Below are 26,825 nucleotides of genomic sequence, written 5' to 3' on the forward strand. Positions count from 1 at the left end.
CTATTTTAAATGGTGTTTAATAAGGCTGCTCCATAGTAGGTATCCATCACCCAAAAGATGAAGGCCGTCGTTGGTATACTTAGGGTTCATCAATTCGGAGTCGGATTGCTTGAAAGAGCTGTATAGATCGATAAACGTGTATCCTTTTTCTTCGCAAATAGTCTTGATTAAGGCATTTAAAGCAATAATTTCTTTGCCTTTGCTTACATGGCCATCAAACATTTTAAACGAAGCGTTAACTGGCAGTACGCTTTGGAGGTACACCTTGGTACGTGGCGACCTGACTTTTAGTGCATCTGTAATTTTTTCGATGTTCTTGGCGATGGTGTCGGGCGACATGCCCTTGGCTAAATCGTTTATCCCAATCATTATAAATATTTTCTTGGGAGTTAGGCGTGCTGCAACGTCGATTCTTGCCAGCACACCTTCGGTGCCATCGCCGCTAATTCCAAAATTCAGAATTGAAGAATTGTTGAAAAGCGTACACCATTCGCCTCCATCAGTTATCGAATCTCCGATAAAAATTACTCCGTTGTTTTTAGTTGTCATCTTCTCGAAAAGTGTGGCTCGTTGATAGTAGTAGGTTGAAAACTTTCGAGTTTGAGCCTTCGTTGCTCCTAGGCAAAGGGTTAGCGCTAGTAGTAGAATTATACTCTTCTTCATGGATTGTTGTTGTAAAATGAGGGTGTGTAAAAGCTTCGTTGTCTTTTTTGTTTTCTAGTACTCTGTAGTAAACGAGGATGCTGGAAGATTTGCCGAATTTACCAAGTTTGCTCGGGAGTATGGTTTCCACCCATACCTCACGTACATTGGCTTTAGAACCAGGCTAGAGCGAAGCGATAGCTTGTCTCCTTTTAATACGGCTTTTGCAGGGTAAAATAGTCTGTCTTCTCCTGCTATTTCAAATTCTCTTAGTTCTTTGCCATCCGAACTTCTAAGCCCTTTGGCATTGTCAAACGAAATCAATGCTTCACTTCCCTTGTATTCTACGCTTTTGAATAGCGGGCTAAGCAAGGTTCCCTTTTGGCCGTAGCATTCAGACAAAGCCCAAAGGGCTAATCGCTCTCCTACTTCCTTTTTTCGTGTAGGATGAACATCGGTGGAATCGCCCAAATCGCTGCATACGACCATGCCTAGGCGTGGTCGAGCAGAGAGCAATCTTCGTTGTTCATCACGAAACATAGGCCAAGACGGTCTGTTTAGGCTCGATAGCTGAACGTAGCCAATTGGGAGTTCTTCTTTCCATCGGCTTCTCCAGCAATCAACCCATTCGGTGAATAGCGCGTTAAAAGCTTCCTTGTTGTGGGCATTCGATTCGCCCTGATACCAAATTACTCCTCGCATGGCCATAGGAATAATTGGTTCGATGCCTGCTTCAAATAGGTAGGATGGATGGTAGGGATGTCGTTGTAGGGGATTGGATGCAGAAGCGATATTTTGTTTGCATCGTTCGCGAACCCATGGCTGAACCAAATCGTTATTGTCCCAATTGTTGAATATGTCTACAACTTTGGGACTGTGCTCCAGTTCATAACGTCCAATCCACGATTCGATAGGAGAGCCTCCAACTGCATTTAGAACTAAGCCTACAGGAACTCCCAACTTTTTTGATAGTGATTGTCCAAAATAGTACGCTACAGCCGAGAATTCTTTTGCTGATTGTGGAGTCGAAATCTCCCACATACCGGCAAAGTACTTTAGTTCGTTAACCATACGAAGGGTGGTGTCGTTCCATGCTGCTGCGTTTGTCTCGGCAACAGGACGGAAGTTCAACAGCCTAACATTGGCGTTGGAGGCATTTTCGATGTCATTTGCTGCTCCGTATGCCGATTTAAGAGGAAATTGCATGTTGGATTGTCCAGAGCATAGCCAAACTTCTCCGATAAAAATGTCTTTTAAAACTGCTGTTTGTTCTTTTGCAGTAACTGTCATGCTGTACGGGCCTCCTGCTTTTTGTTTAGGAAGCGTTACCATCCAGTCGCCAGAAGGCGAAGCAATGCTCTGTACTGTCATCCCCATAAACGAAACAACCACGGTATCACCTGCGTTGGCCTTGCCCCAAATTGACAATGGTTTTTCTCTTTGAAGAACCATGTGGTCGGAAAATGGAGCGGCTAAGCGTAATCCATCCCAATCTTTAGAGAGATGGGCGTAAACTGTTTTTGCAATAATTGCGGCTCCTTCGGCATTAGGATGTAGCGCATCTTTAAAAAGTTCGGGTCGATTGTGTAATGGGATATACAAATCGATTAAAGGCGAATTCGTTGCTTTGGCAACAGCCTCTATGGCATTCTGGACTTGCCAGTACCAGTCGCGCGTGCTCGATTTAAATCTAGGATGCCAGCTGAAAATAGGGGAGACCTTGCATATCCATACGTCTACCGTGGGATTTGCTTGCCTAAAAGAATCGATAAGCTTATGGTAATCTGGTATGAAATTGTACATGTAGTTAGGCCAGTTTCTTGGATCTGTATCGTTTAAGCCAAGGCTGATAATTACCACGTCAGGCTTATAGGCTAGAGCCTCCTTGTAGAAATCTTGTATGATATATGGTCTATGCCCTTTTTCTAGCAAGGTTGCTCCGCTAACTCCGAAATTTTTCACCTCATAGGAGTCTCCCAACATCTTTCCTAGCTGGTATGGATAGCATTCGGTTTCGCGATTGGGAAGTAGGTATCCCCAAGTTACGCTATTTCCAACACAGGCAACCTTTACTTTTTGTGCAAAGCTGTTGAGCGAGATAAAAAGGGAAAAGAGAAAGAGTAAGCGATACATAGTATTGTGAACTTTAGAGGTTGTTTCAAATTCCTAACATGTGAACTTAACCTTAGTTAAGCGACAATTTGAAAAAATAGAACTTTCGTCAAATTGCAGATGATCTTTTCGGTAATTGAGTATTGAACGAACTAGAATGTGCAATTAGAACATTGCCAAATTACATAATAAATAAAAAGGAAATAGATTTTAAAGTGTTGAATTTTAAGAAGGTAATGTTGTTGATTTGGTAAGATATTGAAATTAAATAGGATATATCAGAGAGGCTCTATTGTTAAAAATGTGCTTTTTTATACATTTGCCCTTAATTGTGGCTGAAAGAATGTGGTTTTGTTTTTTTTTATGATGTTGATATATAGGCGTATATTGTACAAAAGGGAAGGTTGTTAGTTGTGGTGTAAGAACTTTACTTTTTGATAAAAAAAGAGGACACCTGTAAAAGATATCCTCTTTTTATGAATTTTTTAGTACTTATTTTAGCTTATATCCCCATAAACCATATGCTGCAATTGCTGCAAAGCATACCAGTGGGATTGAAAAACCAATAGCCATCGATCCGGTAATATCGGCAATGTAGCCCATCAGCATTGGGCAGATGGCTCCACCAGCAACTCCCATAACGATGTACGAGGATGCCTTCTTGGTGTGGCGGCCAAGATCTCTAATTCCCAGCGCAAAAATGGTTGGAAACATCACCGACATAAAGAAGTAGGTTACGAATAGGGCAACAATCGACACCCATCCTAGTGCTAGCAGCACGGTAAGCATCAAAACGGTATTGGCAATGGCGTAGGCAGCTAAAAGAACATTAGGTTTAACGTACCTCATAATGAAGCTGCCCGACAGACGACCAATCATAAACAATCCCATTCCACCAAACGAAAGGATAAGCGCTGCATCCTGATTTGATATTGAAGGAATCTCTTCTGTTACGTAGTTGATGAAGAAGCTGTTTACGCCGGTTTGTGCGGCAACGTAAAGAAACTGGGTTAGGATTGCCAGCTTAAAGTGACGGTACTGGAAGAGGCTCTTCTTCTCGGGAACTGTAGCTGCAGCAGCCTCTTCTGACCCATGAGCATGAGCATGCTCGCTGATCTCAGGAAGCGGAGTTCTTATAAAGAAGATGGCAACAAGCAGCACCAAAAAGCCAACGCCCACGTAAGGGATGGCAAGCGATGAGAACTGATCGCCGCCGTCGGTGTTACCAAAGATCACCAAGCCCCCAATAAGCGGACCAACAATCCAACCTAGCCCATTAAACGACTGCGACAGGTTGATACGCTGCGCTGCCGACTTTGAAGGGCCAAGAACAGTTGTGTAGGGGTTTGCGGCTGTCTCAAGGCAGGTTAATCCGCAGGCAATAATAAACAGGCAGATTAGGAACGAAGGGAAAGTCTGCACGTAGGTTGCTGCAGGATAGAATAGGAACGCGCCAATTGCAAAAACCAGCAGTCCAAGAATTATCCCCTTCTTATACCCAAAACGGTTCATTATTAACCCGGCAGGAATTGCCATGATAAGGTAACCTCCGTAAAGGGCAGCCTGAACCAGACCGGACTCGGCACGTGAGATTCCTAAGATTTCCTGAAAGTGCTTGTTAAGCACATCAAGCAAGCTGTGGGCAAAGCCCCACAGGAAGAAGAGCGAGGTAACGAGAATGAACGGAACCAGATAGCTGGTTCCGTTTAATCTTACCAACGAGCTCTTCGGAGCATTCGTAGTTGGTGTATTCATTAGGTTAAGGTGTTATTCTTACAGCTTGCTACTTGTAGATAGGGCCAAAGGTAGAGCAGGCTCTGAAGTCTGCACCTTCGATATCCATTCCAAACGCAGCCCAAGTGCTAGGACGGAAGATCTTATCCTCGGCAACATTGTGCATGCAAACAGGTATGCGAAGCATCGACGCTAAGGTAATCAAATCTGCGCCAATATGACCATACGAGAAAGCACCATGATTAGCACCCCAGTTAGCCATTACGCTGTACACATCCTTAAACGCACCTTCACCGGTAAGACGTGGAGCAAACCAGGTAGTTGGCCAGGTTGGATTAGTTCTTTCATCTAGTGCCTCGTTAACCTCTTTAGGAAGTTCAACGGTATAACCTTCTGCAATCTGAAGTACTGGCCCTAAGCCCTTAATGATATTTACACGCGAAAGGGTGATAGGCATGCCACCCTTCGATAGAAAGCAGGATGAGTATCCGCCACCTCTAAAGTATTCGAGATCGGCAACTGGCCAAGATGTAGCATCTAGGCACTTTTGTGCTTCTTCTTCGCTGATTTCCCAATGAGGCTTCATTGCTGGCTTGCCCTCGATTGATTGCTCGCCGCTGCCATCGAGTGCCGATGAACCTGAGTTAATAAGGTGAATAAGTCCGTTAGATGCTAAGCCTTCAACGCTATATCCGGTTACACGCTTGATAGCATCGGGGCTCCAGTAGGTTCTTACATCCGAGAATACTTGTGCAGTATTGGTAAGAAGATGGCCAAACATCATAGCTACGCCGTTAAGCGAGTCGTTTTCGGTGGCAACAAGGAAAGCCTGACGGATACCGTTCCAGTCGAACGATGAGTTCATTATAGCCTCCATAAAGTCACCATTAGGGAAGTGGTCGGTCCACTGACGTTGTCCCTGGAATCCGCTAAGGATTGCGTTGTGGCCAAGCGACTCCTCAACGAAGCCTAGCTCAGCAAGGCGAGGATTTCCGACCATAAGATCGCGGGCAATGAGAGTCATCTTAACAACAGTTTCCCAGTCCTTATCGAGTTCCTCGCGGCTCTTCTTGTTCTTATCCTTATTGATATCTCTGCCTTCTTTGCAGTTCTTCTTTGTCCATGCCAATGCTTTTTCGAACTCTACCTTGTCGTAGATCTCCTCCTCAATACGACGGGTAAACTCGCACATGTCGATGTACTCGTTGCGCATACCAAGGTAGGTTTGGAAGAAGTCTGCATCAACAATCGATCCGGCGATACCCATAGATACCGATCCCATCGATAGGTACGACTTGCCCCTCATGGTTGCAACGGCAATACCCGCCTTTGCAAACTGAAGCAACTTTGCCTTTACATCTTCTGGAATTTCGTTGCTATCGGCATCCTGAACATCCTTTCCATAGATACCGAATGCAGGAAGCCCCTTTTGGCTATGACCTGCCAAAGCAGCAGCTAGGTAAACTGCACCAGGACGCTCGGTTCCGTTGAATCCCCAAATAGCCTTTGGACGATGTGGGTCCATGTCGATAGTCTCGCTACCGTAGCACCAGCAAGGGGTAACGGTAATGCTAACGCCAACGCCCATGCGCTCGAACTTTTCGGCAGCCATAGCAGCTTCAGCAACGCCTCCGATGCAGGTATCGGCAATCACGCACTCCACAGGAGTACCATCGCCATGACGAAGGTTAGCGGTAAGAAAATCGGCAGCCATTTGTGCCATTCTCATAGTTTGCTCTTCGAGCGATTCGCGAACACCTTTGCGGCGGCCGTCGATGCATGGTCTGATTCCTATTTTAGGAAGAGAGCCCTTTAGTCTTGTTGATAATGCGGTCATCTTTGATTTCTGGTTTAGTAGGTATTAGTGCTCAAAAAATTATTTCATTGCAGCAACGATACTTCTATAACGAGCATAGGCATCGTTCCACTGTTGTGCTTCTGTTGGATAATAGGTAACAGGAATGCTGGATGCTGCGGCAACCGATCGTATTTCGTCTACCGACTCAAGCCCTCCCATTCCCCACGCCTGCGTAAGCAGATTGCCCGCCGCTGTTCCCTCGGGAAGTACAGCGGTAACGTTTACCCGACAGGCGTTGGCCGTAAGCTGGCAAAGCAGCTTATTGTTGATTCCGCCACCGGTAATCATTATATCCTCAGCAGGTGCTATGGCTTGAATATCGTCGAATGTCTCGCGATACTTCAAGGCAAGCGATTCTATAACAACACGCGCAAGCTGTCCGTGCGTTTGAGGTACAGGTTGATTGGTTGCTACGCAGTAGTCGGCTATCGCCTTGCACATATCCTCGGGGTTGAGGAACGATGCATGGTCGATGTCGACGAAGGCCGTGAAAGACTCAGCCTTTTGCGCCAAATGTACCAGCGTTGGATAGTCGTACTCGGTACCCGAATCCTTTATAGAGCGGCGGGTTTGCTGAAGCACCCAAAGCCCCATAAGGTTTTTAAGAAGGTAATTACGCCCTTCTATCCCACCCTCGTTGGTGAAGCTCTTGGCAAGCGCCTCATCGGTAATAATTACCTTATCGGTTTCGACACCCATAAGCGACCAAGTTCCAGAGCTGATAAAAGCCGAGCGCGAGCTGGTAAACGGAATTGCGGCAATAGCAGAAGCGGTATCGTGCGTGGCAACTGCAACAACAGGTATTGCATGTCCTCCAATTCGCGATGCAACAGTTTTGTTCAACGTCCCGATTTTAGTTCCTGCGCTTACTACATTCTGCATGATGCTTGTAGAGATTCCCAGCGTTGCAAACAATTCGCTATCCCAGCTATTGGTGCTGCGGTTGTAGAGCTGCGATGTTGTTGCAAAGGAGAACTCGGTAGCCTTTACTCCAGTAAGGAAGTAAGCAAGCAAGTCGGGGATAAACAGCAGGTCCGATGCAGCATTAACCATCTTAGGATGATGCTTCTTTGCGGCGAATAGCTGAAAAAGGGTATTGTACGAGGCAAAAAGGTTTCCTGTTCTGCGGTAGATTTCCTCCTTAGGCATCAGGCTGCAGAACTCTTCGATAAGACCAGTGGTTCGAGGATCGCGGTAGGCAAAAGGAAGCCCCATCAGCGAGCCATCCTCGGCCAGCAAACCGTAATCTACACCCCAGGTGTCAATACCAATACTTTCGGGAACAACACCTTCGACGTTTACGCACTGCTCAATGCCCTTTACAATCTCGGCATAGAGCGATCCGATATTCCAATGGTACTGCCCGTTGATGTTAAGCATGCCGTTGGCAAAACGATGAATCTCGCGCATCTCGAGCTTCCCCTCGCTAATAGTTCCCAGAATCAGGCGACCGCTTTCGGCGCCCAAATCGACGGCTAGGTAGCAACTCATGTCGACAGATTATAGGAAAGCTTCGAGGTCCTTCATCTCCTGCTGGCTCATTCCCTCGGGAACGAATCCTGCTTGAAGGCACATCAGGTAAATCTTCGCGCCCTTGTTGGCAACATCAATATAGTCGAAAGCCTTAATGGCATCCTCGCCTGTAGCCAAAGCGCCATGCTTGCTCCATAGGATAACCGAACGCTTTGTTAAACCTTCGATGGTTAAGTTGGCCAGCGCCTCGCTTCCTGGAAGTTCGTAAGGAGCAACGCATATTCCCTTAGGAACAAATACGCGGATTTCGGGAAGCATGCTCCAAAGCGCATTGTTGAGCTGCTCCTCGTTCTTTCCAATTTCCTTATGATGGCTGATGGCAATAAGCTCCAGCGGGTGGGTGTGCAGCACGCAACGGTGACCGTTACCCTGCTTAACGTTGAAGAGGTGGATTGCCAGGTGCGATACAAACTCGCTGGTAGGACGGATATTTGGATTTCCCTCGCCACCCCAAACGATGTGGTAACCGGTAGCATCATCATTTATGGCGATAATGCAGGCTGCCCTTTCGGGGGTAAAGCGAAGATCGCGTAGGCGCTCGCCTGTTCCGGTGATGAAGATTAGCATCCCCGACGCTTCGGCGGGCATCTTACACTCGTAAAAAGTCTTGCCCTCTTTATCGGCGGCAGAGATAGATTGTAGGCCTGTAATGTTTAGCGAAATGTTTCCGGCGTTACGCTCGGCCCACTCGCGCTGCCAGAGGTAACCTGCTACCTCCGATATCTTTCCGATCTCTTCTGCTACTTTCTGATTAAGTTCCATACTCTCTCCGAATCGTTATGTTTGTATTATTCTCACTCCATTAGGCCAACATCAGCAAATATCTGAGGTTTTGTACCGCGTTGTTAGCATTTAAAAACCGTTACAAGCACTTCTTAAACAAACAAACGCTAATCCTTGCGTTATTGTATTAAATGCACTCACATCTACTTGCAAACATATTTGATTGTTAAGCTTGTGTTTAAATCTAAAAAGCCCATATTTGTGTACAATTCAAACATCTTTCATGTAAAGCCCATGCTGATCGAGAAAAGGAAGTACGATCCCTCCGAAAATAAGCAGCACTTCGCCAGCTTCTTCGTTAAGGTTCACTGCTGTAGGCTATGGTATCTCAGCGAGTGGGAGCTAACCGATACGGCTTTCCCTTTTTGGCGCCTATACTATAACACCATAGATGGCGCAAAGGTTTTATACAACGGGGTGGAGGCCGAGCTCAACGAGGATGTCATTGCCATTATACCGCCCAACACATCGTACTCGTGCACGCTAAAGGGCTCGTTTAATCAGGAGGAGGTCCATGAAGGGATATCGGGAGGACGTATCGAAGGGGAGTACAGTAAGGCGGAGTTTAAACGAAAGAATATAGTGGACCATCTCTTCGTCCACTTCAACATCGGCTACCCGTTCGACTTTGCCAAGCCGGGCATCTACCTTATTCAACCCGACAGGGCGATGCTCGATAAACTCGATGCGCTAAGGCACTCATGCATCGCCAACTCGTTCGAAGATGTTAATTCGCTAATGAAGCTATACTCGCTGATAGTAGAGCTGCTGGGGGGAATTCCGGGAACCGTATGGCAGTCGAGCAACCTCGATAGCCGAATGACGAAGATCATGCACCACATCGACAAGCACCTCAACGCCAAGCTAACCAACGAGGAACTGGCAGAGTACGCCAATATGGCCACCAACTCGTTTGCCCGACTATTCCGCCAGTCGGTTGGCGAAACCATACAGCACTACATCACCCGTAGGAGGTTGGAAAAGGCGCAGATGCTGCTGCACCACAGCACGCATAACATCGACAGCATCGCGCAGGAGTGCGGCTTCTGCGACCGCTACCACTTTACCCGAACCTTTAACCAGTACCTGTCTATGACTCCCGTTGCCTATCGGAAGCTGCATACCTATGGAGGATAAGATAGCTGAAGAAAGCATACTACCCCAATAAGAAGCAACGCCTGACAGGGTTTGAAACCTTGTCAGGCGTTCTTATCTTAAGTGACTATACTAGCGATTTAAGTTATATATACGCTCCATCAGCTGCCATTTCTGAGCAGCAGTTGCATCTGCCGAGGCATCCTGATACTTGGACATGTAGGCCTCCCACTCTGCCTGAAGCGGCTTACCAGCCAGCTCCCCCATTGCCTTATCGTGATCGAAATCGGCAACGGTATCCATTATCATGAAAAGGGTAAAGCCATAAATGTAGATCTCCATGCTAAGGATGCCCACCTCGCGCATGCCCTGCTCTATTTCGGGCCAAACATTTCGGTGGGTCTCCAGGTAGCTACTTATCAGGCTGCTGTCGTTGCGCAGCGATAGGGTTTTGCAGTACCTCTTGTAGGTTGGCTTACCTTCTTCCATAGGTTGTTGATTTTTATTCTTCAAAGTAAGCAAAGAAATCGAATACGCGAAGCATTTTGGTTAAGAGACGAGCAGAAAAGGCAGTGTGTTTAGTGATGGCAAAATAGAATTAGAGGAGGTGATTTCCCCCTTTTAAGGGAACAGATGGGTCTATAGAAAAAAGGAGTTTCCGAAAACTACATTAAAGGCTGCTTATTTGCACATCAACCTATATTGCACGACGTTCTTGTCATTGCTAGTCTTAACGAAAATAGGAGGTTGAATAATGTTTTCCCCTCCTTTTTTTGTGTTTACTCAGCAATTTAATGCTTTATCTTTTAGCCTTTTCACCTTCGATGTAGGTCTTTAACTTGGCTACCATATCTGGATTTTCAGCGGCAACGTTGTTCTTTTCGCCTCGATCTTTTTTGATTTTGTACAGCTGAGGCTCTTTGCTGTTCCCCAATTCGGTGTCGGTTAGTTTGTTATATGCTGGTCCATTGCTGGGATCAATATATTTCCACTTCCCTGTAGAAACCGATAGTGCTCCTGCATGCTCGATGATATAGTCGCGACCTTCTCTCTCCTTGCCTAGGAAAGTAGAAAGGTAGCTGTGGCTATCGGTTGCTGCGCCATTTTCGATCTTTACGTTTAGGAGTTCGGAGAATGAGGCAAAAAGATCAACCTGCGACACAAGTGCATCAGAAATGCGAGGTTTAACCTTTGCCGGCCACTTTACGATGAAAGGAACGCGCGTTCCAGCCTCAAAGTTGCTATACTTACCACCACGGAATGGTCCCCAAGGGCGATGCTGTCCAAGTAGTTCTACAGCACGGTCTTGGTAGCCATCATCAACAACAGGACCATTGTCGCTGGTAAGCACAATAAAGGTGTTTTCGGTTAGCCCAAGTTTGTCCAAGGTTTTCAGCACTTCTCCTACGCTCTAGTCAAACTCTAAGATAGCATCGCCACGTGCGCCCATTCCGCTTTTACCTACAAATTGAGGATGAGGAACTCGAGGTACGTGCACGTCGTTGGTGGCAAAGTAAAGGAAGAAAGGTTGATCCTTGTTTTCTTCAATAAACTTCACTGCTTTGCTGGTGATGCTGTCTGCAATGTATTCGTCGGTCCAAAGGGCGCTCTTGCCGCCTTTCATGTAGCCAATGCGCGAAATCCCATTAACAATGGCTTGATTGTGGCTGTGGTTGACACTTGGCTTTAGCTTGGTAAGCAGTTCTGGATGATCTTTCCCTAGCGGTTCACCAGGAAACGGGGTTTTGTAGCTTACTTGAATAGGATCGCTTGGATCGAGGTTAACTACTTGCTGGTTTTCTACAAAAACGCAGGGAACTCGGTCTCCTGTTGCTGCCATAATGTAGGAGTAGTCGAAGCCGATATCCTTTAATCCAGGTGTGATAACGCCATTCCAATCTTGGGTACCTGTTTTATCTCCTAGCCCAAGGTGCCATTTCCCCACGGCTGCTGTTGCGTATCCAGCGCTCTTAAAGACATCAGCAAGGGTTGTTTGTTCGGGGCGGATAATCATTCCTGCATCACCAGGAGCAACACCTGTATCAGGGCGTCGCCATGCGTATTGCCCTGTTAGGAGGGAGTATCTTGAAGGTGTGCTCGTTGCTGCAGTAGCATGGGCATCGGTAAATCGAACGCCTTTCGCAGCGAGTGCTTCTACGTTAGGAGTACTAATGGTCTTCTCTCCATAGCAGCTTAAATCACCGTAGCCGATATCGTCGGCCAGAATGAAAATGACGTTAGGCTTTTCGGCGTGCTTTTGTGCCAATGACTCTGATGCTGGAATTATAAGGGCAGATGTAGCTCCAATAATCTGAACGATTTTCTTTCCCATAAGTGGTTAACTATTAGTGATTTTTAGGTTGTGATCTGTTGGCTGTAGTAACAGTTACTTACTAGTGAAATTCATGCCTTTTTAATGTAAGTTACTACAAGCATTTCTTTCTAAAATTTCGAAAGATGCTCATTTAAAACTCCGTAAATATATAAAATGATGCATTGTGTTTGTTCTGATTGCTTTTCATGTTTAACATGTTTGTACATTAAGGATTAATTATTGTAATATGATGTTTGTTAGTTTATTTACATTTTAATAGAGGGGAAATGCTTGTCGCAAATCGTTCGTGTGATTTCCATTTTGCCTACCGGTATTTGTTGCGGAATGAATTTTTCTTATTATTTCTCTGAACTATAATGTTGTATGTAGGTAACTTAATGGAAGGGGGCAGGTTGGCTCTATAAAACATTGAAAGAAGGATTTAGGGAAGAACAAGTATATACTCTGTAGTTGTCTGTCACTGTCCTTCCAAAAAGAAAAGGCTATAAATCGAATGACTTATAGCCTCTTTTGTGGAGCTGGAGGGTGTCGAACCCTCGTCCAAACAAGGAACCCAAATGGTCGCTACATGCTTAGTCTTCACCTGAGTTTTCGGAATTTTACCTGACAGTAGACCTTCTAGTAAAATTCTTATCCCCTAAATCTTGCAGATGCTTAAGGGCGTCACACCTGCCAGCTCTATGGTTTTTGAAACCCCATATGCCTTTGTCCAAAGAGCAGGAACTCGGGCGGGATTCTCGTCTCTGAGCCACCTTGGACCCTGAGATTAAGCTAATTCACTTAGTGATATTAAGCAGCGAGAGCGTAGCTATTTTCGCCATTTATAAGTTGAGACCTGATATTTACGAGCTAGCATCACGACGCTCGGCATGCTACCACTCCGACTCGGCTTGCTGTCAAAACCAATACAGCCCCTTCGGATGATTTGCATTTATACTACGAAAATAGTCATGCAAAGATACGTTATTTAGGCGTTTTTCAAACCCTCAATTGCTAATAGCGGATCTTTCGATCTAAATACGGCGCTACCTGCAACTAAACAGTCGGCCCCTGCATCGTAAAGGGCTTTAGCATTGGTGCTATCAACTCCACCATCAATCTGGATAATGGTAGATGCTCCTTGCTGTTCTATCATTTTTCGAAGTTCTATTACCTTATTGTAGGTGTTTTCGATGAATTTTTGACCTCCAAATCCTGGGTTTACGCTCATCAAAAGCACCATATCCACATCGTTTATAATGTTTTTTAGAAGCGATACGGGGGTGTGAGGATTTAGCGATACGCCGGCCTTCATACCATTATCTTTGATATGCTGAATGGTGCGATGAAGGTGGGGGCAAGCCTCGTAGTGAACGGTGAGTATTTCTGCTCCTGCCTTTCTGAATACCTCAACATAGCGATCGGGGTCTACTATCATTAGGTGTACATCCATAGGCTTTTTTAGCAAAGGCTTAATGCTTTCCAAAACCGGAATTCCATAAGATATGTTGGGAACGAATACGCCATCCATGATGTCGAGATGCAGCCAGTCTGCTTGGCTTTTATTTATCATCTCGATCTCCTTTTCGAGATGAAGGAAGTCTGCTGCTAAAAGCGAAGGGGATACTAAACGTGGCATTCTTTGAATTTTTCTGCAAAAATAGAAAAAGGCGGGTAATCCGCCTATTCATACCTTATATTATAAGTATCCTCTAAGAACCTTTTCTTTGGCCATACACTTAAGCTTTCGGAGCGCTTTTTCTTTGATTTGTCGAACACGCTCGCGGGTAAGATCAACCTTAAGTCCGATTTCGTCTAATGTATGGGGATGGTTTCCGTTTAACCCAAAGTATAGTTGGAGTATAACGGATTCTCGGTCTGTTAACGAGTTCAGGATGCGATGTATTTCCGTTTTAAGGGAGTCGTAGGATAAATCTCCATCTGGCGTTTGCTCTTCAGCATCTAGCAGGATGTCGTGCAGCGCCATATCCTCATCAACACCTATGGGGGCATCCATCGAAACAGGACGAGATGAACTTTTAAGCACTTCTCTTATTTCTCTCGGACCGATTTCTACTACATCGGCAATTTCTTCGATTGAAGGCTCTCTTTCAAATTGTTGCTCAAGTTCAGCAAAGGCTTTGTTTATTTTGTTAAGAGATCCAATCTTATTTAGGGGAAGTCTCACTATTCGAGCTTGTTCGGCTAAGGCCTGTAGTATAGCCTGACGAATCCACCAAACAGCGTAGGAGATAAACTTAAAACCCCGGGTGTCATCAAACCTCTGGGTTGCTTTAATCAGACCTAAATTTCCTTCGTTTATAAGGTCGGAGAGCGTAAGACCTTGATTTTGGTATTGTTTTGCAACCGATACTACGAATCGTAGGTTGGCGCGTATCATCTTTTCTATGGCTTTTTGGTCTCCTTGCTTTATTCGTCTGGCTAGCAAGATCTCTTCTTCTGCTGATATTAAATCTTCTTTCCCAATCTCGTGCAAATACTTGTCTAACGATGGGGTTTCTCTGTTTGTGACCTGTTTCGTTATTTTAAGCTGCCTCATACCTTTAGGTTGGTTAACAGATTTTAGTTAAAAATAGACTAAAAAAATGAAATAACAAACAATTTGCTACATAAAGTGATGTTTCTTACTCTCCTTTTTACTCTCTTTCAACAAAAATGTTTGATAAAAGTTGCAATTTCTTCGGAGTTGTTTTATACTTGCAAAGATTTAGGTCTTCTAATAAAATCAACTCCCTTTCGTTATTTACGAGTTTTTCTCACAACAATTCCATGAATAAGTTTCAAGCGGAATAATTCATAGTTCATTATATGTATGATATTTTAGAGCTGAACGGCAAACTGCTATCTGATTTAAAAGAGATAGCCAAGCAGCTTAATATTAAGCGCGTAGATTCGCTTAAAAAGCAAGATTTGATATATAAAATACTGGATGAGCAGGCATTACAGGCTGCAACTGCTACTCCACAAAAAGAATTAGCGTCACGGAAAAAGGCGGATGCTCCTAGAAAGGAAGAAAAGAGGGAGCAGAAGCCATTGGCAGATGGGGTGTCGAAAAAGGTAGAAGAGGCTGCGAAGGTTGCTGGGGCTACAGAAGAAGTCAAATCTCAGCCTTCCGATGATCTTAAGATTAAGCGAGAGCGTCTTAAAAAGGGAAGTGTTCGTTTTGAACGTGTTGTTGGCTATACAGGTGCGCCTTCCACTCAATCAGATACCACATCAGAGGATGCTCTACAAAGTACAGATAGAGCACAAGGTAAATCAGAAAAAAGTTTCTCACGCCAACAAGAGGGTAAGCAACGCCCAGAAAAGGCGCAGCAGCAGCGCCAACCTGTAGAGCAGAAAAACGTTGCGTCAAAGAAACCCTCTTCTGAAAAGGTTGTGCTCGACGAAATCATCGAAGATTCTGAACTGGAATCTGCCGTTGCAATCGAAGATGATAGCGATGTGTTTGCACCTTCGGATGTAAAGCGAATTTCAGAAGATATTGTTGCGACTGCAATGCCTGAAGATCTTTTTGATGTGCGTAGCCAAGAGCCTCAACCTTCGGTATCTTCAAAGAAGAACGATCGTTATGAGTTTGATGGTAGAATAAAGGCTTCTGGGGTATTGGAGATAATGCCTGATGGGTATGGCTTCATGCGCTCTTCGGACTACAACTACCTCAACTCTCCTGACGACATTTACGTATCCATGTCGCAGATTAAGCTTTTTGGGCTTAAAACTGGCGATACCATAACGGGTGAAATTCGACCTCCGAAAGAAGGTGAGAAGTATTTTCCTCTCATAAAGGTACAGTCTATAAACGGGCGTGATCCCGATTTTATTCGCGATCGCGTTCCTTTCGACTATCTGACCCCTCTTTTCCCAACCGAAAAGTTCTCTTTGGTTGGTAAGGGGCACAACAATTTATCTGCTCGTGTCGTAGATCTTTTCTCTCCAATAGGAAAAGGACAAAGAGGCCTTATTGTTGCTCAGCCTAAGACTGGTAAAACGATGCTTTTGAAGGAAATTGCAAATGCAATTGCCGATAACCATCCAGAGGTATACATGATCGTGCTTCTTATTGATGAGCGCCCTGAGGAGGTTACCGACATGGCTCGTAGCGTCAAGGCCGAGGTTGTTGCCTCAACCTTCGATGAACCTGCAGAGCGACATGTTAAGGTTGCCAACATTGTCCTTGAAAAGGCTAAGCGTCTTGTCGAATGTGGGCATGATGTTGTTATTCTTCTAGACTCAATTACTCGTCTTGCGCGCGCATACAATACCGTTCAGCCAGCATCCGGCAAGGTGCTTTCGGGAGGTGTTGATGCTAATGCATTGCACAAACCAAAGCGTTTCTTTGGAGCCGCTCGTAATATCGAAAACGGAGGTTCGCTTACAATCCTAGCTACAGCACTTACCGATACTGGCTCAAAGATGGATGATGTAATCTTTGAAGAATTTAAGGGTACTGGTAACATGGAGCTACAGCTGGATAGGAAACTTGCAAACCGAAGAGTATTCCCTGCTGTTGATGTTACCCTTTCGAGCACTCGTAGGGATGATCTACTCCTTGACAAGGAAACGCTGCAGCGTATTTGGATACTCCGAAACTATCTTTCGGATATGAATTCGGTGGAGGCGATGACCTTCTTACGAGATAGGATGTCAAAAACAACGTCGAATGAAGAATTCCTAATATCGATGAATAGCGATTAAGCATATTGAAAAGAAGGCCCTAGAGGCCTTCTTTTTTATTAAATAGAGTTATATTTTTATTTCCTTTTAAATATTTTAATTCTTCAATTAGTTGGAATTCGTGTGTTTAAATTGTTATTCAATTAGCAGTTGAATTGGCGAATTCTCAAACAAATTTTCAAGGGTGTCGAAACGATTATTTTCTTTATTTTTGTGCCACGACTAAAGCAAATGCTTATTCCTTAATAAATTAAGTGACGATGACAAAAAGCAAAAAGTTCATTACCTGTGATGGTAACTATGCTGCTGCGCATATCGCCTATATGTTCAGCGAGGTTGCAGCAATCTATCCCATCACCCCTTCGTCCACAATGGCAGAATATGTCGACGAGTGGGCTGCTAATGGTAAGAAAAACATTTTTGGAGAGACTGTAAAAGTTGTAGAAATGCAGTCGGAAGCTGGAGCTGCCGGTGCAGTACACGGATCTCTTCAAGCAGGAGCATTAACCACCACATTCACCGCTTCGCAAGGTTTGATGCTGATGCTACCAAACATGTATAAGATATCAGGGGAAATGCTTCCTGGCGTTTTCCACGTATCTGCTCGTGCTTTGGCTGCTCAGGCTCTTTCTATTTTTGGCGATCACCAAGACGTTATGGCTGCTCGTCCTACCGGATTTGCCATGTTGGCAACAGGTTCGGTTCAGGAGGTTATGGACCTTGCTGGTATTGCCCACCTGACCTCAATTAAAACCCGCATTCCTTTTCTTCATTTCTTTGATGGATTCCGTACTTCTCACGAAATTCAAAAGATTGAAGAGATGGATATGACCGATTTGGAATCGCTTATTGACCATAAGGCTCTACAGGAATTTCGCGATAGAGCGCTAAATCCAGAGCATCCAGTTACCCGTGGTACTGCACAAAACCCTGATATTTACTTCCAAACACGTGAGGTAAGCAATAAGTACTACGATGCTATTCCTGATATTGTAGCAGACTACATGAAGCAGATCAGCAAGATCACTGGTCGTGAGTATAAGCCTTATACTTTCTATGGCGATCCTAATGCTGAAAATATCATCATTGCCATGGGCTCTGTAACTGATCCAATTAAGGAGGTTATCGATCACCTAATGGCAAAGGGCGAAAAGGTAGGTTTGCTTAACATTCACCTTTACCGTCCATTCTCTGCCAAGTACTTCTTCGACGTGCTTCCAAAATCTGTTAAGCGCGTTGCTGTACTTGATAGAACAAAAGAACCAGGTGCTAACGGCGAACCACTTTACCTCGAAATCAAGGATCTATTCTACGGAAAGGAGAATGCTCCGGTTATCGTTGGTGGACGTTATGGACTATCCTCAAAGGATACCACTCCAGCACAAATTCTTTCGGTATACGAGAACCTTAAGATGAACGAGCCAAAGGATCACTTTACCATTGGTATAGTTGATGATGTTACCTTTAAATCCCTTCCAGTGCTTCCTGAGGTATCGCTGGCTGCTGCTGGAACTTTTGAAGGTAAATTCTATGGTTTAGGTTCTGATGGTACCGTTGGCGCAAATAAGAATACCATTAAAATTATAGGAAACTCGACCGATAAGTACTGCCAAGCATACTTTGCATACGATTCGAAGAAGTCGGGTGGTATTACCATCTCTCACCTTCGTTTTGGCGATTCTCCAATTCGTTCATCATACCTAGTTTCGACTCCTGACTTTGTTGCTTGTCATGTTCCTTCCTACTTGTGGAAGTACGATATGCTTCGAGGTATCAAGGAAAACGGAACATTCCTTTTGAACTCAGTTTGGGATGTTGAGGAAACCAAGGCAAAACTTCCAAGTTCAGTTAAGAAGATTCTTGCCGAAAAGAAGGTTAACTTCTATATCATTAATGCAACCGCTATTGCTGAAAAAATAGGTCTTGGAAACCGTACAAACACAATTCTTCAATCTGCATTCTTTAAAATTGCGAACGTAATTCCTTACGAAAAGGCGGTAGAGCAAATGAAGAAGGCCATTGTAAAGAGCTATGGCAAGAAGGGGGAGGAAATTGTTAATATGAACAATGCTGCGGTTGATCGTGGTGGAGAGGTAGTTAAGATTGAAGTTCCTGCAGAATGGGCTTCGATTGTTGCAGAACCGCTCACGTTCAATACGAATGCTCCTGAGTTCATTCAAAAGATTGTAGATCCAATCAACGCTCAAATGGGCGATGATCTACCTGTTAGCGCATTCCTTGGCTACGAGGATGGCACATTCCCTGCTGGAACTACAGCTTATGAAAAACGAGGCATTGCAGTTAGCGTTCCTGAATGGCAAGGCTCTAATTGTATCCAGTGTAATCAGTGTGCTTACGTATGTCCTCATGCTGCAATACGTCCGTTCCTTCTAACACAGGACGAGGCCGCAGGCGTTCCTGCTGGTACCGAACTCGTGAAGGGTAATGGTGCAGTAAAGGAATTCCAGTTCCGTATTCAGGTTAGTCCGCTCGACTGTACCGGTTGTGGTAACTGTGCCGATGTTTGTCCTGCTCCTAACAAGGCTCTTGTAATGAAGCACCTTGATACTCAAATGGGCGAGGTAGAACGTTGGGACTACATGCATAACAAGGTTGGCTACAAAGATACTATTCTAGATAAGACGAAGACTGTCAAGAATCTTCAGTTTGCTCAACCTCTATTCGAGTTCTCTGGTGCTTGTGCCGGTTGTGGCGAAACCCCATACATCAAGGCAATCACCCAACTTTTTGGAGATAGAATGATGGTAGCCAATGCAACAGGATGTTCTTCTATCTATGGAGGTTCCGCTCCTGCAACGCCATACTGTACTAATGCGAAGGGACATGGTCCTGCTTGGGCTAACTCGCTATTCGAGGATAACGCTGAGTTTGGTTTAGGTATGCACGTTGGTATGGAGAAGATGCGTGAGACCATCAAGAATAAGCTTGCTGCAAATCTTGATAACTTTAGCGCAGAAACTACTGCTGCTGCTAAGGAGTGGATCGAAAATATGGCCTTTGCAGAAAAGAGTCGTGCTGCATCTGCTAAACTAGAGGCTGCTCTTGCTTCCGAAACTTCGGAATTGGCAAAAGAGTTGCTAGCCGTAAAAAACTACTTCGTAAAGAAATCGCAGTGGATATTTGGAGGTGATGGATGGGCATATGATATCGGATTCGGAGGTCTTGATCATGTAATTGCATCTGGTGAAGATGTGAATATCCTTGTTATGGATACAGAGGTTTACTCTAATACTGGAGGTCAGTCTTCTAAGTCGACTCCTGTTGCTGCAGTTGCAAAATTTGCTGCTTCAGGTAAGCGTATTCGTAAGAAAGATCTGGGAATGATTGCTATGTCGTATGGCTACGTATATGTTGCTCAGGTTGCAATGGGTGCAAATCAGAACCAATATTTCCAGGCCATTAAAGAAGCCGAAGCATATCCTGGTCCTTCGCTTATAATTGCATATTCACCATGTATCAACCATGGTTTGAAGAATGGTATGGGTCACTCGCAGAAGGAGGCCAAGATGGCTGTAGAATGTGGTTACTGGCATCTGTATCGCTATAACCCATTGTTGGAGGCCGAAGGTAAAAATCCATTTACAATTGACTCAAAAGAACCAGACTGGTCGAAATTCCAGAACTTCCTTATGAACGAGGTTCGCTATACTTCGCTTAAGAAGGGATTTCCTGAGGTGGCTGATGAGCTATTCGTAGCTTCTGAGGAGAATGCAAAGTGGAGATACAATTCATATAAGCGATTAGCTAATATGGATTATTCCGCAGAATAGCCTCTGGAAATAATAAATTGAAGGGCAGGAAAAAATCCTGCCCTTTTTTTATATATTGGTCGAGCAAACCTTTCAGCCTTGATAACCAATGACACGTTTTTTAGGTGTATTACTTTATCTCACCTTTAGCCTGCTAAGCCTTAGCGTAGAAGCTCAGATCCCTTTTTTACGACAGTATACTGTTTCTGAAGGGTTGCCTACTAATGAGGTATTTTGTGTATATCAAGATTATAAAGGATGTGTTTGGTTTGCAACTGCTTACGGGGTGTGTTGGTTTGACGGTCGTCACTTTTTTTCAGCCGAAAACCCTAAAGAATTTAGAAATTCGTCGATACTGGAAATCAAAGAGGATCACAAAAAGCAGCTTTGGTTTGTCTCCTTAAAAGGAAACTTGTACTACCAAAAGTCGGATAGAGTTATACCGTTTGTGTATAATTCTGAAATCCAGGATAAACTCAATACGAATAAAGGGCATATAAAAAATTCATTTCTCCCATTTTCAGACTCGTCAGCGGTGATCTCGTTCAAAGAAAGAGGTGCTGTTATTGTTGGAAGGAATGGGATTGTTAGCTACAAGTATCCAAATCAGAGAAACCTGGTTCTTGTCGACTACTCTAAGGGCAATCCATTTATATCGTTTCACTATCAGAACTCGATTACTGAGAGTAATGTGGAGGTATTAGACTCAAAAAAGCCTCCGCTGGTTCTTCGTTTGGGGTTGGCACCAACTCATCTTTATGCTATTAGGCTAAAGAACGGCAATAAGGTTTTTTCTTTAGATCGAATTGTTTACGTAGTTGGGGATGGATGGGTGAAAAAGTATGAAATGGAGAATGCGGTGACAGGAATTTACGAAGATCGGGATTCGCATATCTGGCTTTCTGTTAATGGGCATGGTGCATATTGCTATTCGAAAGAGAACTTTACGGAAAAGCCACTGTTGAGAATTCTTGAAAAGGAGGTAGTAACGTCGATACTTCAGGATAGGGAGAATTCTTTTTGGTTTTCGACGCTAAATTCAGGTGTTTTTTTTGCTCCTTCTTTATCTTTCCTTAATTACACCACGAAAAGTGGCTTACTTTCGGATAAAATTACGAAAGTAACGAGTACTGGAGATGACGTATGGGTGGGCTATGCCGACGGGTTTGTATCTAAGATTAGCGAAAACGGTTCTATAAAGCATTTTGCTAGTAAAGGTAGTAACTCGGTTAGCGTTAAGGATCTTTGTTTCTTTAAGGACGATAACACTGTTTGGGTTTGCTCTGATATTCTTTACCTAATTAAAAATAGCAATGTAAATCCTGTTGAAAAGAGACTTGTAGCAGGTAATAAAAATCCAAACTATGCGCTACTCCCTCGTGCTCTCGAAAAATCTCGCGATGGTGGAGTTTGGATTGCCTCTAATAGAGGTTTTAAAAAGGTTAAAGATGGAAAAGTAGTTTATGATTCTCACGAAACAGGTGATTTTTCAGGCGTAGTATACTCTCTAGACGAAGAAAATAATGGAGACCTGTGGATTGCTTCAAATGCGCTATTCCTTTACTCAAAGGGGAAGGTTCGGCAAATAGCCGAAAAGAATCCATTGTTGAATACGAGCATCATAAAGGGGAAGATTAATGAGTTTGACAACCGATTTTGGTTTGGAACCAAGAGTAATGGAGTCATAGTTTTTACAGGTAAAAAGTTTGTTCAGATAAAGGGACTTCAGTCTAATAACGTGTCGAGTTTTGATTTTAGGAAAAATCAAGTATGGGTTGGAACAAACTGTGGTGTAGATTGTATCACTATTGATCAAGTTGAACCAATTCGTTATCGGATTAAGCACTATAACACCTCACATGGGCTTATTAGCGATGATGTAAAAGACATTTGCATATCTGGCGATCGAGTATTTCTTGCTACATTCTCTGGCTTGTCATGTTTTGATATCTCTAAGGATGTGGATAATAAGGTAGCCCCTGCTGTTCGTATTTCATCGATGAGGGTGAACGATAAGGATATGAACTTTCATCGATTGTTAATGCTTAATCATGATCAAAACTTTATTGATATATCCTTTAACGCTTTTACCTATAAGCGAAAGGGTGACGTTCGTTACCGTTATAAGGTAGAGGGGTTGAGCGATAAGTGGTTTTATACTACAGAAGAAACAATTAGGTTATACAAACTTCCCCCTGGTGATTATAGGTTAACTATTGCAGCAGAAAATAATGATCGTGTTTGGTCAAATAACCCCGCCTCTGTTCGCTTTTCGATTGCGAAACCATTTTGGTCAACATACTGGTTTAACGGATTATGCCTTATTGTAATTGCTCTTATTGCTTTTGCTATTTTCCGTACGCGTTTGCGCATCGTTCAGAAAATTAGTATGCACGAGCAAAAGGAAAATCTGTGGAAAAATCAGAGTCTTAGCTTGCAGATGAATCCTCATTTTATATTCAACACCCTTAATTCGATACAGCTATACATACTAAAATGCGATGTAGATTCATCGTTGCACTATCTCTCAAAGTTTTCTAGTTTGATGAGAAAAACGCTAGAGAACTCCAGTAAGATGAATATTACGCTGAAAGAAGAGTTGGAATCTCTCGAACTTTACCTTGAACTCGAATCGCTTCGCTGTGAAGGAAAGTTTTTATACCGTATAGAGTGCGATCCAAGTATTTCTCTTGCCGATAGCTATATTCCTACACTGCTAATTCAACCGTATGTAGAAAACTCCATATGGCATGGTATCATGCCTAAGGCAAGTAGTGGACATATTCTTATAAAGATTCAGAACGTAGGAGCGTTTATAAAGTGCAGCATTACGGATGACGGGATTGGTCGCGTGAAGTCGCAGGAAATCCAGAGGATGAGCTTAGTTAGAAGACATAAATCGTTTGCAACCAAGATTACAAGCAGTCGTATAGAAATTCTAAAATCGCTATATAGCAAAGATTTTAGTCTCGAGTATGTGGACAAATACGATAATGATGGTAATGCTTTAGGAACCGAGGTAATTCTTATATTTCCTCGAGATTATATCACAGTTAGACATGTAACCCAAATTGTTGAATAGCAGTATGGACGCGATAAAGGCAATTATAGTGGATGACGAACGAGCAGCAGTGGAATCGCTTAGCATCATGCTTGAGAAGTATTGTGATGACTTGAGCGTTGTTGCAACTGCTTTATCGGTAAGCGAAGCAAAAAGGGAAATTGTAAGGTATATGCCCGATGTTGTTTTTCTGGACATTATGATGCCCGAGGGGTCGGGTTTTGACATATTAGAAGAACTTCCTGATCGAAGTTTTGATATTGTTTTTGTGACAGCATACAATGATTTGGCGATAAAGGCACTAAAGTATTGTGCTATTGATTTTATTCAAAAACCGGTTTGTAAGGATGAACTTACAAAGGCTATCGAAAAGGTGAAGAATAACAAGGGAATAGTTAGGAATTCTTCGCTACAATATGCCGTTTTGTTCGAAAACTTGGGGAACGAACTTCCCCAAAAGCTATGCTTAACAACACCATCAGGTGTTGAAGTTGTAGATATAGAACAAGTAATAGCCTTTGAAGCAGTAGAGGATGGGGTTGTTGCTCATATTCTTAATGGTAGAACTGTAGAGTCGGATAAGGGTATTGATGATCTTGAGGATACGGTGATCGACAATCTGTTTTTCAGAGTAACTAATGAACTTTTGCTGAACCTCAAGAATGTAGAGATTATCTCTAAGAATGAAATATTTATGCGTGGTGGTCTCTGCTTTAAGGTGCCTACGGATAGGATTGGTGATATAAAAATAAGATATGGTAATCCGCCTTATTAATTGGCTAGTTTGTTAACTTTGTAGCTAATTTTGATAATATTGGGACGATTACTTGCAATTGATTATGGGAGAAAGAGAGTCGGTATAGCGGTTACCGATCCAATGCAGCTAATTGCAACGGGGCTTTGTACAATCCCAGCGAATGAAATAATTGCTTTCTTAAAGAACTACCTAAGTAAAGAAAGCGTAGATTGTATTGTTGTTGGGCTGCCTAAGCAGATGAACAACAGCGATTCGGAGTCGATGGTTTACATAAAACCTTTTCTTAAGCTGCTTGCCAAACATTTTCCTGAAACTAAGGTTGATGCATACGATGAGCGCTTTACATCGAAAATTGCTCAACAAGCGATATTAGATGGAGGTGTGAAAAAGATGGATCGTCGAGAGAAATCGCTGGTGGATATGGTTAGCGCTACGATCATCCTGCAGTCGTACATGCAAAGTAAGGAGTTACGAAAATTTTGAAACAAATGATACTGCCAATTTATGTTTATGGATCGCCTGTGCTAAAGAAGGTAGCAGGGAATATCGATCCAAACTACGAAGGGTTAGAAGCCTTCTTAAAGGATATGTGGGAGACAATGTACCATGCAGACGGAGTGGGGCTCGCAGCGCCTCAGGTTGGAAAGTCGGTTAGGGTGTTTGTTATAGATGGAAGCGGATTTGCAGAAGAAGACCCTCGATTGGAGAATTTTAAGAAAACGTTCATCAACGCTCAAATATTGGAGCGTAGCGGAGAGCCTTGGCCTTTTAACGAGGGGTGCTTAAGCCTACCCGGTTTGCGCGAGGATGTTTATCGTGAGTCTTCCATAAAGATTAAGTATCAGGATGAAAACTTCGTAGAGCATGTAGAAGTATATGATGGCATAGCGGCACGAATTATTCAGCATGAGTACGACCATCTGGATGGGATACTTTTTGTTGATCGCCTTTCTCCGTTGAGAAAAAGGCTTGTAAAGGGTAAGCTAACTGCTATGGCAAAGGGCAAGTTTAGTGCCGACTATAAGTGTAAGCAAGGATAGCAAGAAATTTTGCGGCGATGAAAATAATAATTGCAGGAGCAGGCGAAGTGGGAACGCATCTCGCTAAGATGCTGAGCTACGAGTATCACGACCTAGTGGTAATTGATGACGATGAGCAGCGCAGAAAGCAGCTTGCTTTAAATGTAGATGTGCCATGTATTGCAGGAAGCCCGTCTTCATTTGAAATGCTTTCGCAGGCAGGGGTAGAGAAGGCTGATCTTTTTATTGCCGTCACCCCTTCTGAGGAAACTAATATCATTTCGGCATCGCTTGCAAAAAGGCTTGGAGCTCGAAAGGTAATTGCTCGTATAGATAAAAATGAGTATCTGCTACCTAGCAACAAGGAGGTATTTGTAGATATGGGCATTGACTATCTTTACTATCCAGAAAAAATTGCTGGTCGAGAGGTGGTCGATCTTCTTAGCCAATCCTTCTCAACAGAATTTGTCGATTTTGCCAATAAAAAGCTGAAGCTAATCGTCTTTAAGCTCGAAGATTCATCTCCAATTATTAATAAAACATTGCTGCAGGCAACTGCATCTCGAACCAATTTAAACTATAGGGCTGTTGCTATCTCGCGTAATGGCGAGACAATAATACCAACAGCCACCGAGCGGTTTAAGGTTGGCGATATTATTTATGTTATTACCAACGAAGCTGGAGCTCCAGAACTGGTTAGGTATACGGGGAAGTCGCCATTAGAGATAAAGAACGTGATGATTCTTGGTGGAAGCCGTATTGGAATTTGGATTGCCCGAGATCTGGAGAATAAGGTTGGGGTAAAGATGGTGGAGATTAGCCGCGATCGTTGTCAGAAGCTTGTAGATGAACTTCCACATACGCTGGTGCTTAACGGTGATGGCCGTAACTCCGACTTCCTGATAGAGGAAGGCCTTGAGCATGTTGATGCCTTTATTGCAGTTACCGGTAATTCGGAAATCAACATATTGGCTTGTATGCTTGCAAAGCGCTTGGGCGTTCGGAAAACGATTGCCGAAATCGAGAATCTCGACTACATTAAGCTTGCCGAAAGTGTTGGCGTAGATACGGTGATCAACAAAAAGTTGATAACTGCCGGACGCATCTTCCGATTTACTATGAGTACCGATGTTCAATCGATTAAGGTGCTTTCGGGATCGGATGCCGAGGTTATGGAGTTCATCGTAAAGCCAAGTAGTCCTGCCGTTCGTGGTCCGGTTAAAACAATTAACTTCCCTAAGGATGCCATGATTGGAGGCTTGGTTCGTGGCGATTTGAGCATAATTGTTACAGGAGATACCGTTATCCTGCCCTACGATAGGGTGGTGGTGTTTGCGCTGCCGTCGGCAATCAATAAGATAGGACGATATTTCAACTAGAATAGAAAAGGAGGATGACGCAAATCCTCCTTTTTTGGCTGCGCATTTGGCCTGTCCTATATGCGCCTTT

At 43.7% G+C, this 26,825-nt stretch carries 17 protein-coding genes, 1 other RNA gene and 1 pseudogene; 8 read left to right on the forward strand and 11 right to left on the reverse strand.

From position 1 onward, the window contains the following. The 6 genes from CLV25_RS10745 to rhaD all read right to left on the reverse strand — a co-directional run bounded on the left by CLV25_RS10745 (position 1) and on the right by rhaD (position 8,641). Positions 1-663, reverse strand: a complete 663-nt coding sequence (locus tag CLV25_RS10745) for a GDSL-type esterase/lipase family protein (RefSeq protein ID WP_131839656.1) — start codon at positions 661-663, stop codon at positions 1-3. 54 nt (positions 664-717) lie between these two features. Beyond that, positions 718-2,775: a GDSL-type esterase/lipase family protein gene (locus CLV25_RS10750; protein ID WP_131839657.1), complete on the reverse strand. Its 2,058-nt coding sequence runs from the start codon at positions 2,773-2,775 to the stop codon at positions 718-720. Between the two features lie 471 nt (positions 2,776-3,246). After that, complete coding sequence (locus CLV25_RS10755; protein ID WP_131839658.1) at positions 3,247-4,509, reverse strand: sugar MFS transporter; 1,263 nt, start codon at positions 4,507-4,509, stop codon at positions 3,247-3,249. Positions 4,510-4,537: 28 nt separating this feature from the next. Then, positions 4,538-6,325, reverse strand: coding sequence for an L-fucose isomerase (locus CLV25_RS10760; RefSeq protein WP_131839659.1), 1,788 nt, complete (start codon positions 6,323-6,325; stop codon positions 4,538-4,540). Between the two features lie 39 nt (positions 6,326-6,364). Further along, positions 6,365-7,837 (reverse strand): rhamnulokinase, encoded by a 1,473-nt coding sequence (locus CLV25_RS10765; protein ID WP_131839660.1) that lies wholly within the window; start codon positions 7,835-7,837, stop codon positions 6,365-6,367. Between the two features lie 9 nt (positions 7,838-7,846). Then, positions 7,847-8,641, reverse strand: a complete 795-nt coding sequence (rhaD, locus tag CLV25_RS10770) for a rhamnulose-1-phosphate aldolase (protein ID WP_131839661.1) — start codon at positions 8,639-8,641, stop codon at positions 7,847-7,849. 222 nt (positions 8,642-8,863) lie between these two features. Here rhaD and CLV25_RS10775 point away from each other — a divergent pair, with 222 nt between their 5' ends. Then, positions 8,864-9,799 (forward strand): helix-turn-helix domain-containing protein, encoded by a 936-nt coding sequence (locus CLV25_RS10775; protein WP_131839662.1) that lies wholly within the window; start codon positions 8,864-8,866, stop codon positions 9,797-9,799. 90 nt (positions 9,800-9,889) lie between these two features. Here the strand turns inward: CLV25_RS10775 and CLV25_RS10780 are convergent, their stop codons facing one another. The 5 genes and pseudogenes from CLV25_RS10780 to CLV25_RS10800 form a co-directional block, all read right to left on the reverse strand. Next, positions 9,890-10,246, reverse strand: coding sequence for an L-rhamnose mutarotase (locus CLV25_RS10780; protein ID WP_131839663.1), 357 nt, complete (start codon positions 10,244-10,246; stop codon positions 9,890-9,892). A gap of 310 nt (positions 10,247-10,556) precedes the next feature. Next, a pseudogene (locus CLV25_RS10785) lies at positions 10,557-12,089 on the reverse strand (sulfatase family protein). A 513-nt stretch (positions 12,090-12,602) separates the two neighbouring features. Then, positions 12,603-13,007, reverse strand: a transfer-messenger RNA (tmRNA) gene (gene ssrA / locus CLV25_RS10790). Between the two features lie 52 nt (positions 13,008-13,059). Beyond that, positions 13,060-13,710, reverse strand: coding sequence for a ribulose-phosphate 3-epimerase (gene rpe, locus CLV25_RS10795; protein ID WP_131839664.1), 651 nt, complete (start codon positions 13,708-13,710; stop codon positions 13,060-13,062). A gap of 60 nt (positions 13,711-13,770) precedes the next feature. Beyond that, positions 13,771-14,631 carry a sigma-70 family RNA polymerase sigma factor gene (locus CLV25_RS10800; RefSeq protein WP_131839665.1) on the reverse strand — a complete coding sequence of 287 codons (861 nt, stop codon included), beginning with the start codon at positions 14,629-14,631 and terminating at the stop codon, positions 13,771-13,773. 269 nt (positions 14,632-14,900) lie between these two features. On the opposite strand from CLV25_RS10800, the gene rho reads away from it, so the two are divergent. The 7 genes from rho to trkA all read left to right on the forward strand — a co-directional run bounded on the left by rho (position 14,901) and on the right by trkA (position 26,755). Further along, complete coding sequence (gene rho, locus CLV25_RS10805) at positions 14,901-16,790, forward strand: transcription termination factor Rho (protein WP_131839666.1); 1,890 nt, start codon at positions 14,901-14,903, stop codon at positions 16,788-16,790. A 239-nt stretch (positions 16,791-17,029) separates the two neighbouring features. After that, positions 17,030-20,560 (forward strand): pyruvate:ferredoxin (flavodoxin) oxidoreductase, encoded by a 3,531-nt coding sequence (gene nifJ, locus CLV25_RS10810; protein ID WP_131839667.1) that lies wholly within the window; start codon positions 17,030-17,032, stop codon positions 20,558-20,560. Between the two features lie 88 nt (positions 20,561-20,648). Continuing rightward, complete coding sequence (locus tag CLV25_RS10815; RefSeq protein ID WP_131839668.1) at positions 20,649-23,621, forward strand: sensor histidine kinase; 2,973 nt, start codon at positions 20,649-20,651, stop codon at positions 23,619-23,621. Between the two features lie 4 nt (positions 23,622-23,625). After that, positions 23,626-24,375, forward strand: coding sequence for a LytR/AlgR family response regulator transcription factor (locus tag CLV25_RS10820; protein ID WP_131839669.1), 750 nt, complete (start codon positions 23,626-23,628; stop codon positions 24,373-24,375). A 39-nt stretch (positions 24,376-24,414) separates the two neighbouring features. After that, entirely contained in the window at positions 24,415-24,840 is a 426-nt protein-coding gene (gene ruvX / locus CLV25_RS10825) for a Holliday junction resolvase RuvX (RefSeq protein WP_131839670.1), read from the forward strand. A 5-nt stretch (positions 24,841-24,845) separates the two neighbouring features. Continuing rightward, positions 24,846-25,397, forward strand: coding sequence for a peptide deformylase (def, locus tag CLV25_RS10830; RefSeq protein ID WP_131839671.1), 552 nt, complete (start codon positions 24,846-24,848; stop codon positions 25,395-25,397). A 17-nt stretch (positions 25,398-25,414) separates the two neighbouring features. After that, a complete protein-coding gene (trkA, locus tag CLV25_RS10835; protein ID WP_131839672.1) occupies positions 25,415-26,755 on the forward strand; it encodes a Trk system potassium transporter TrkA in 1,341 nt (446 codons plus the stop codon). Positions 26,756-26,825 lie beyond the last annotated feature (70 nt).

It is taken from the genome of Acetobacteroides hydrogenigenes (assembly GCF_004340205.1).
GTDB classification, from domain to species: domain Bacteria; phylum Bacteroidota; class Bacteroidia; order Bacteroidales; family ZOR0009; genus Acetobacteroides; species Acetobacteroides hydrogenigenes.

Excerpts from the sequence above, each read along its gene's own strand:
- CLV25_RS10745 (WP_131839656.1), bottom strand. The coding sequence starts at position 663 with ATGAAGAAGAGTATAATTCTACTACTAGCGCTAACCCTTTGCCTAGGA.
- CLV25_RS10750 (WP_131839657.1), bottom strand. The coding sequence starts at position 2,775 with ATGTATCGCTTACTCTTTCTCTTTTCCCTTTTTATCTCGCTCAACAGC.
- CLV25_RS10755 (WP_131839658.1), bottom strand. The coding sequence starts at position 4,509 with ATGAATACACCAACTACGAATGCTCCGAAGAGCTCGTTGGTAAGATTA.
- CLV25_RS10760 (WP_131839659.1), bottom strand. The coding sequence starts at position 6,325 with ATGACCGCATTATCAACAAGACTAAAGGGCTCTCTTCCTAAAATAGGA.
- CLV25_RS10765 (WP_131839660.1), bottom strand. The coding sequence starts at position 7,837 with ATGAGTTGCTACCTAGCCGTCGATTTGGGCGCCGAAAGCGGTCGCCTG.
- rhaD (WP_131839661.1), bottom strand. The coding sequence starts at position 8,641 with ATGGAACTTAATCAGAAAGTAGCAGAAGAGATCGGAAAGATATCGGAG.
- CLV25_RS10780 (WP_131839663.1), bottom strand. The coding sequence starts at position 10,246 with ATGGAAGAAGGTAAGCCAACCTACAAGAGGTACTGCAAAACCCTATCG.
- rpe (WP_131839664.1), bottom strand. The coding sequence starts at position 13,710 with ATGCCACGTTTAGTATCCCCTTCGCTTTTAGCAGCAGACTTCCTTCAT.
- CLV25_RS10800 (WP_131839665.1), bottom strand. The coding sequence starts at position 14,631 with ATGAGGCAGCTTAAAATAACGAAACAGGTCACAAACAGAGAAACCCCA.
- rho (WP_131839666.1), top strand. The coding sequence starts at position 14,901 with ATGTATGATATTTTAGAGCTGAACGGCAAACTGCTATCTGATTTAAAA.
- nifJ (WP_131839667.1), top strand. The coding sequence starts at position 17,030 with ATGACAAAAAGCAAAAAGTTCATTACCTGTGATGGTAACTATGCTGCT.
- CLV25_RS10815 (WP_131839668.1), top strand. The coding sequence starts at position 20,649 with ATGACACGTTTTTTAGGTGTATTACTTTATCTCACCTTTAGCCTGCTA.
- CLV25_RS10820 (WP_131839669.1), top strand. The coding sequence starts at position 23,626 with ATGGACGCGATAAAGGCAATTATAGTGGATGACGAACGAGCAGCAGTG.
- def (WP_131839671.1), top strand. The coding sequence starts at position 24,846 with ATGATACTGCCAATTTATGTTTATGGATCGCCTGTGCTAAAGAAGGTA.
- trkA (WP_131839672.1), top strand. The coding sequence starts at position 25,415 with ATGAAAATAATAATTGCAGGAGCAGGCGAAGTGGGAACGCATCTCGCT.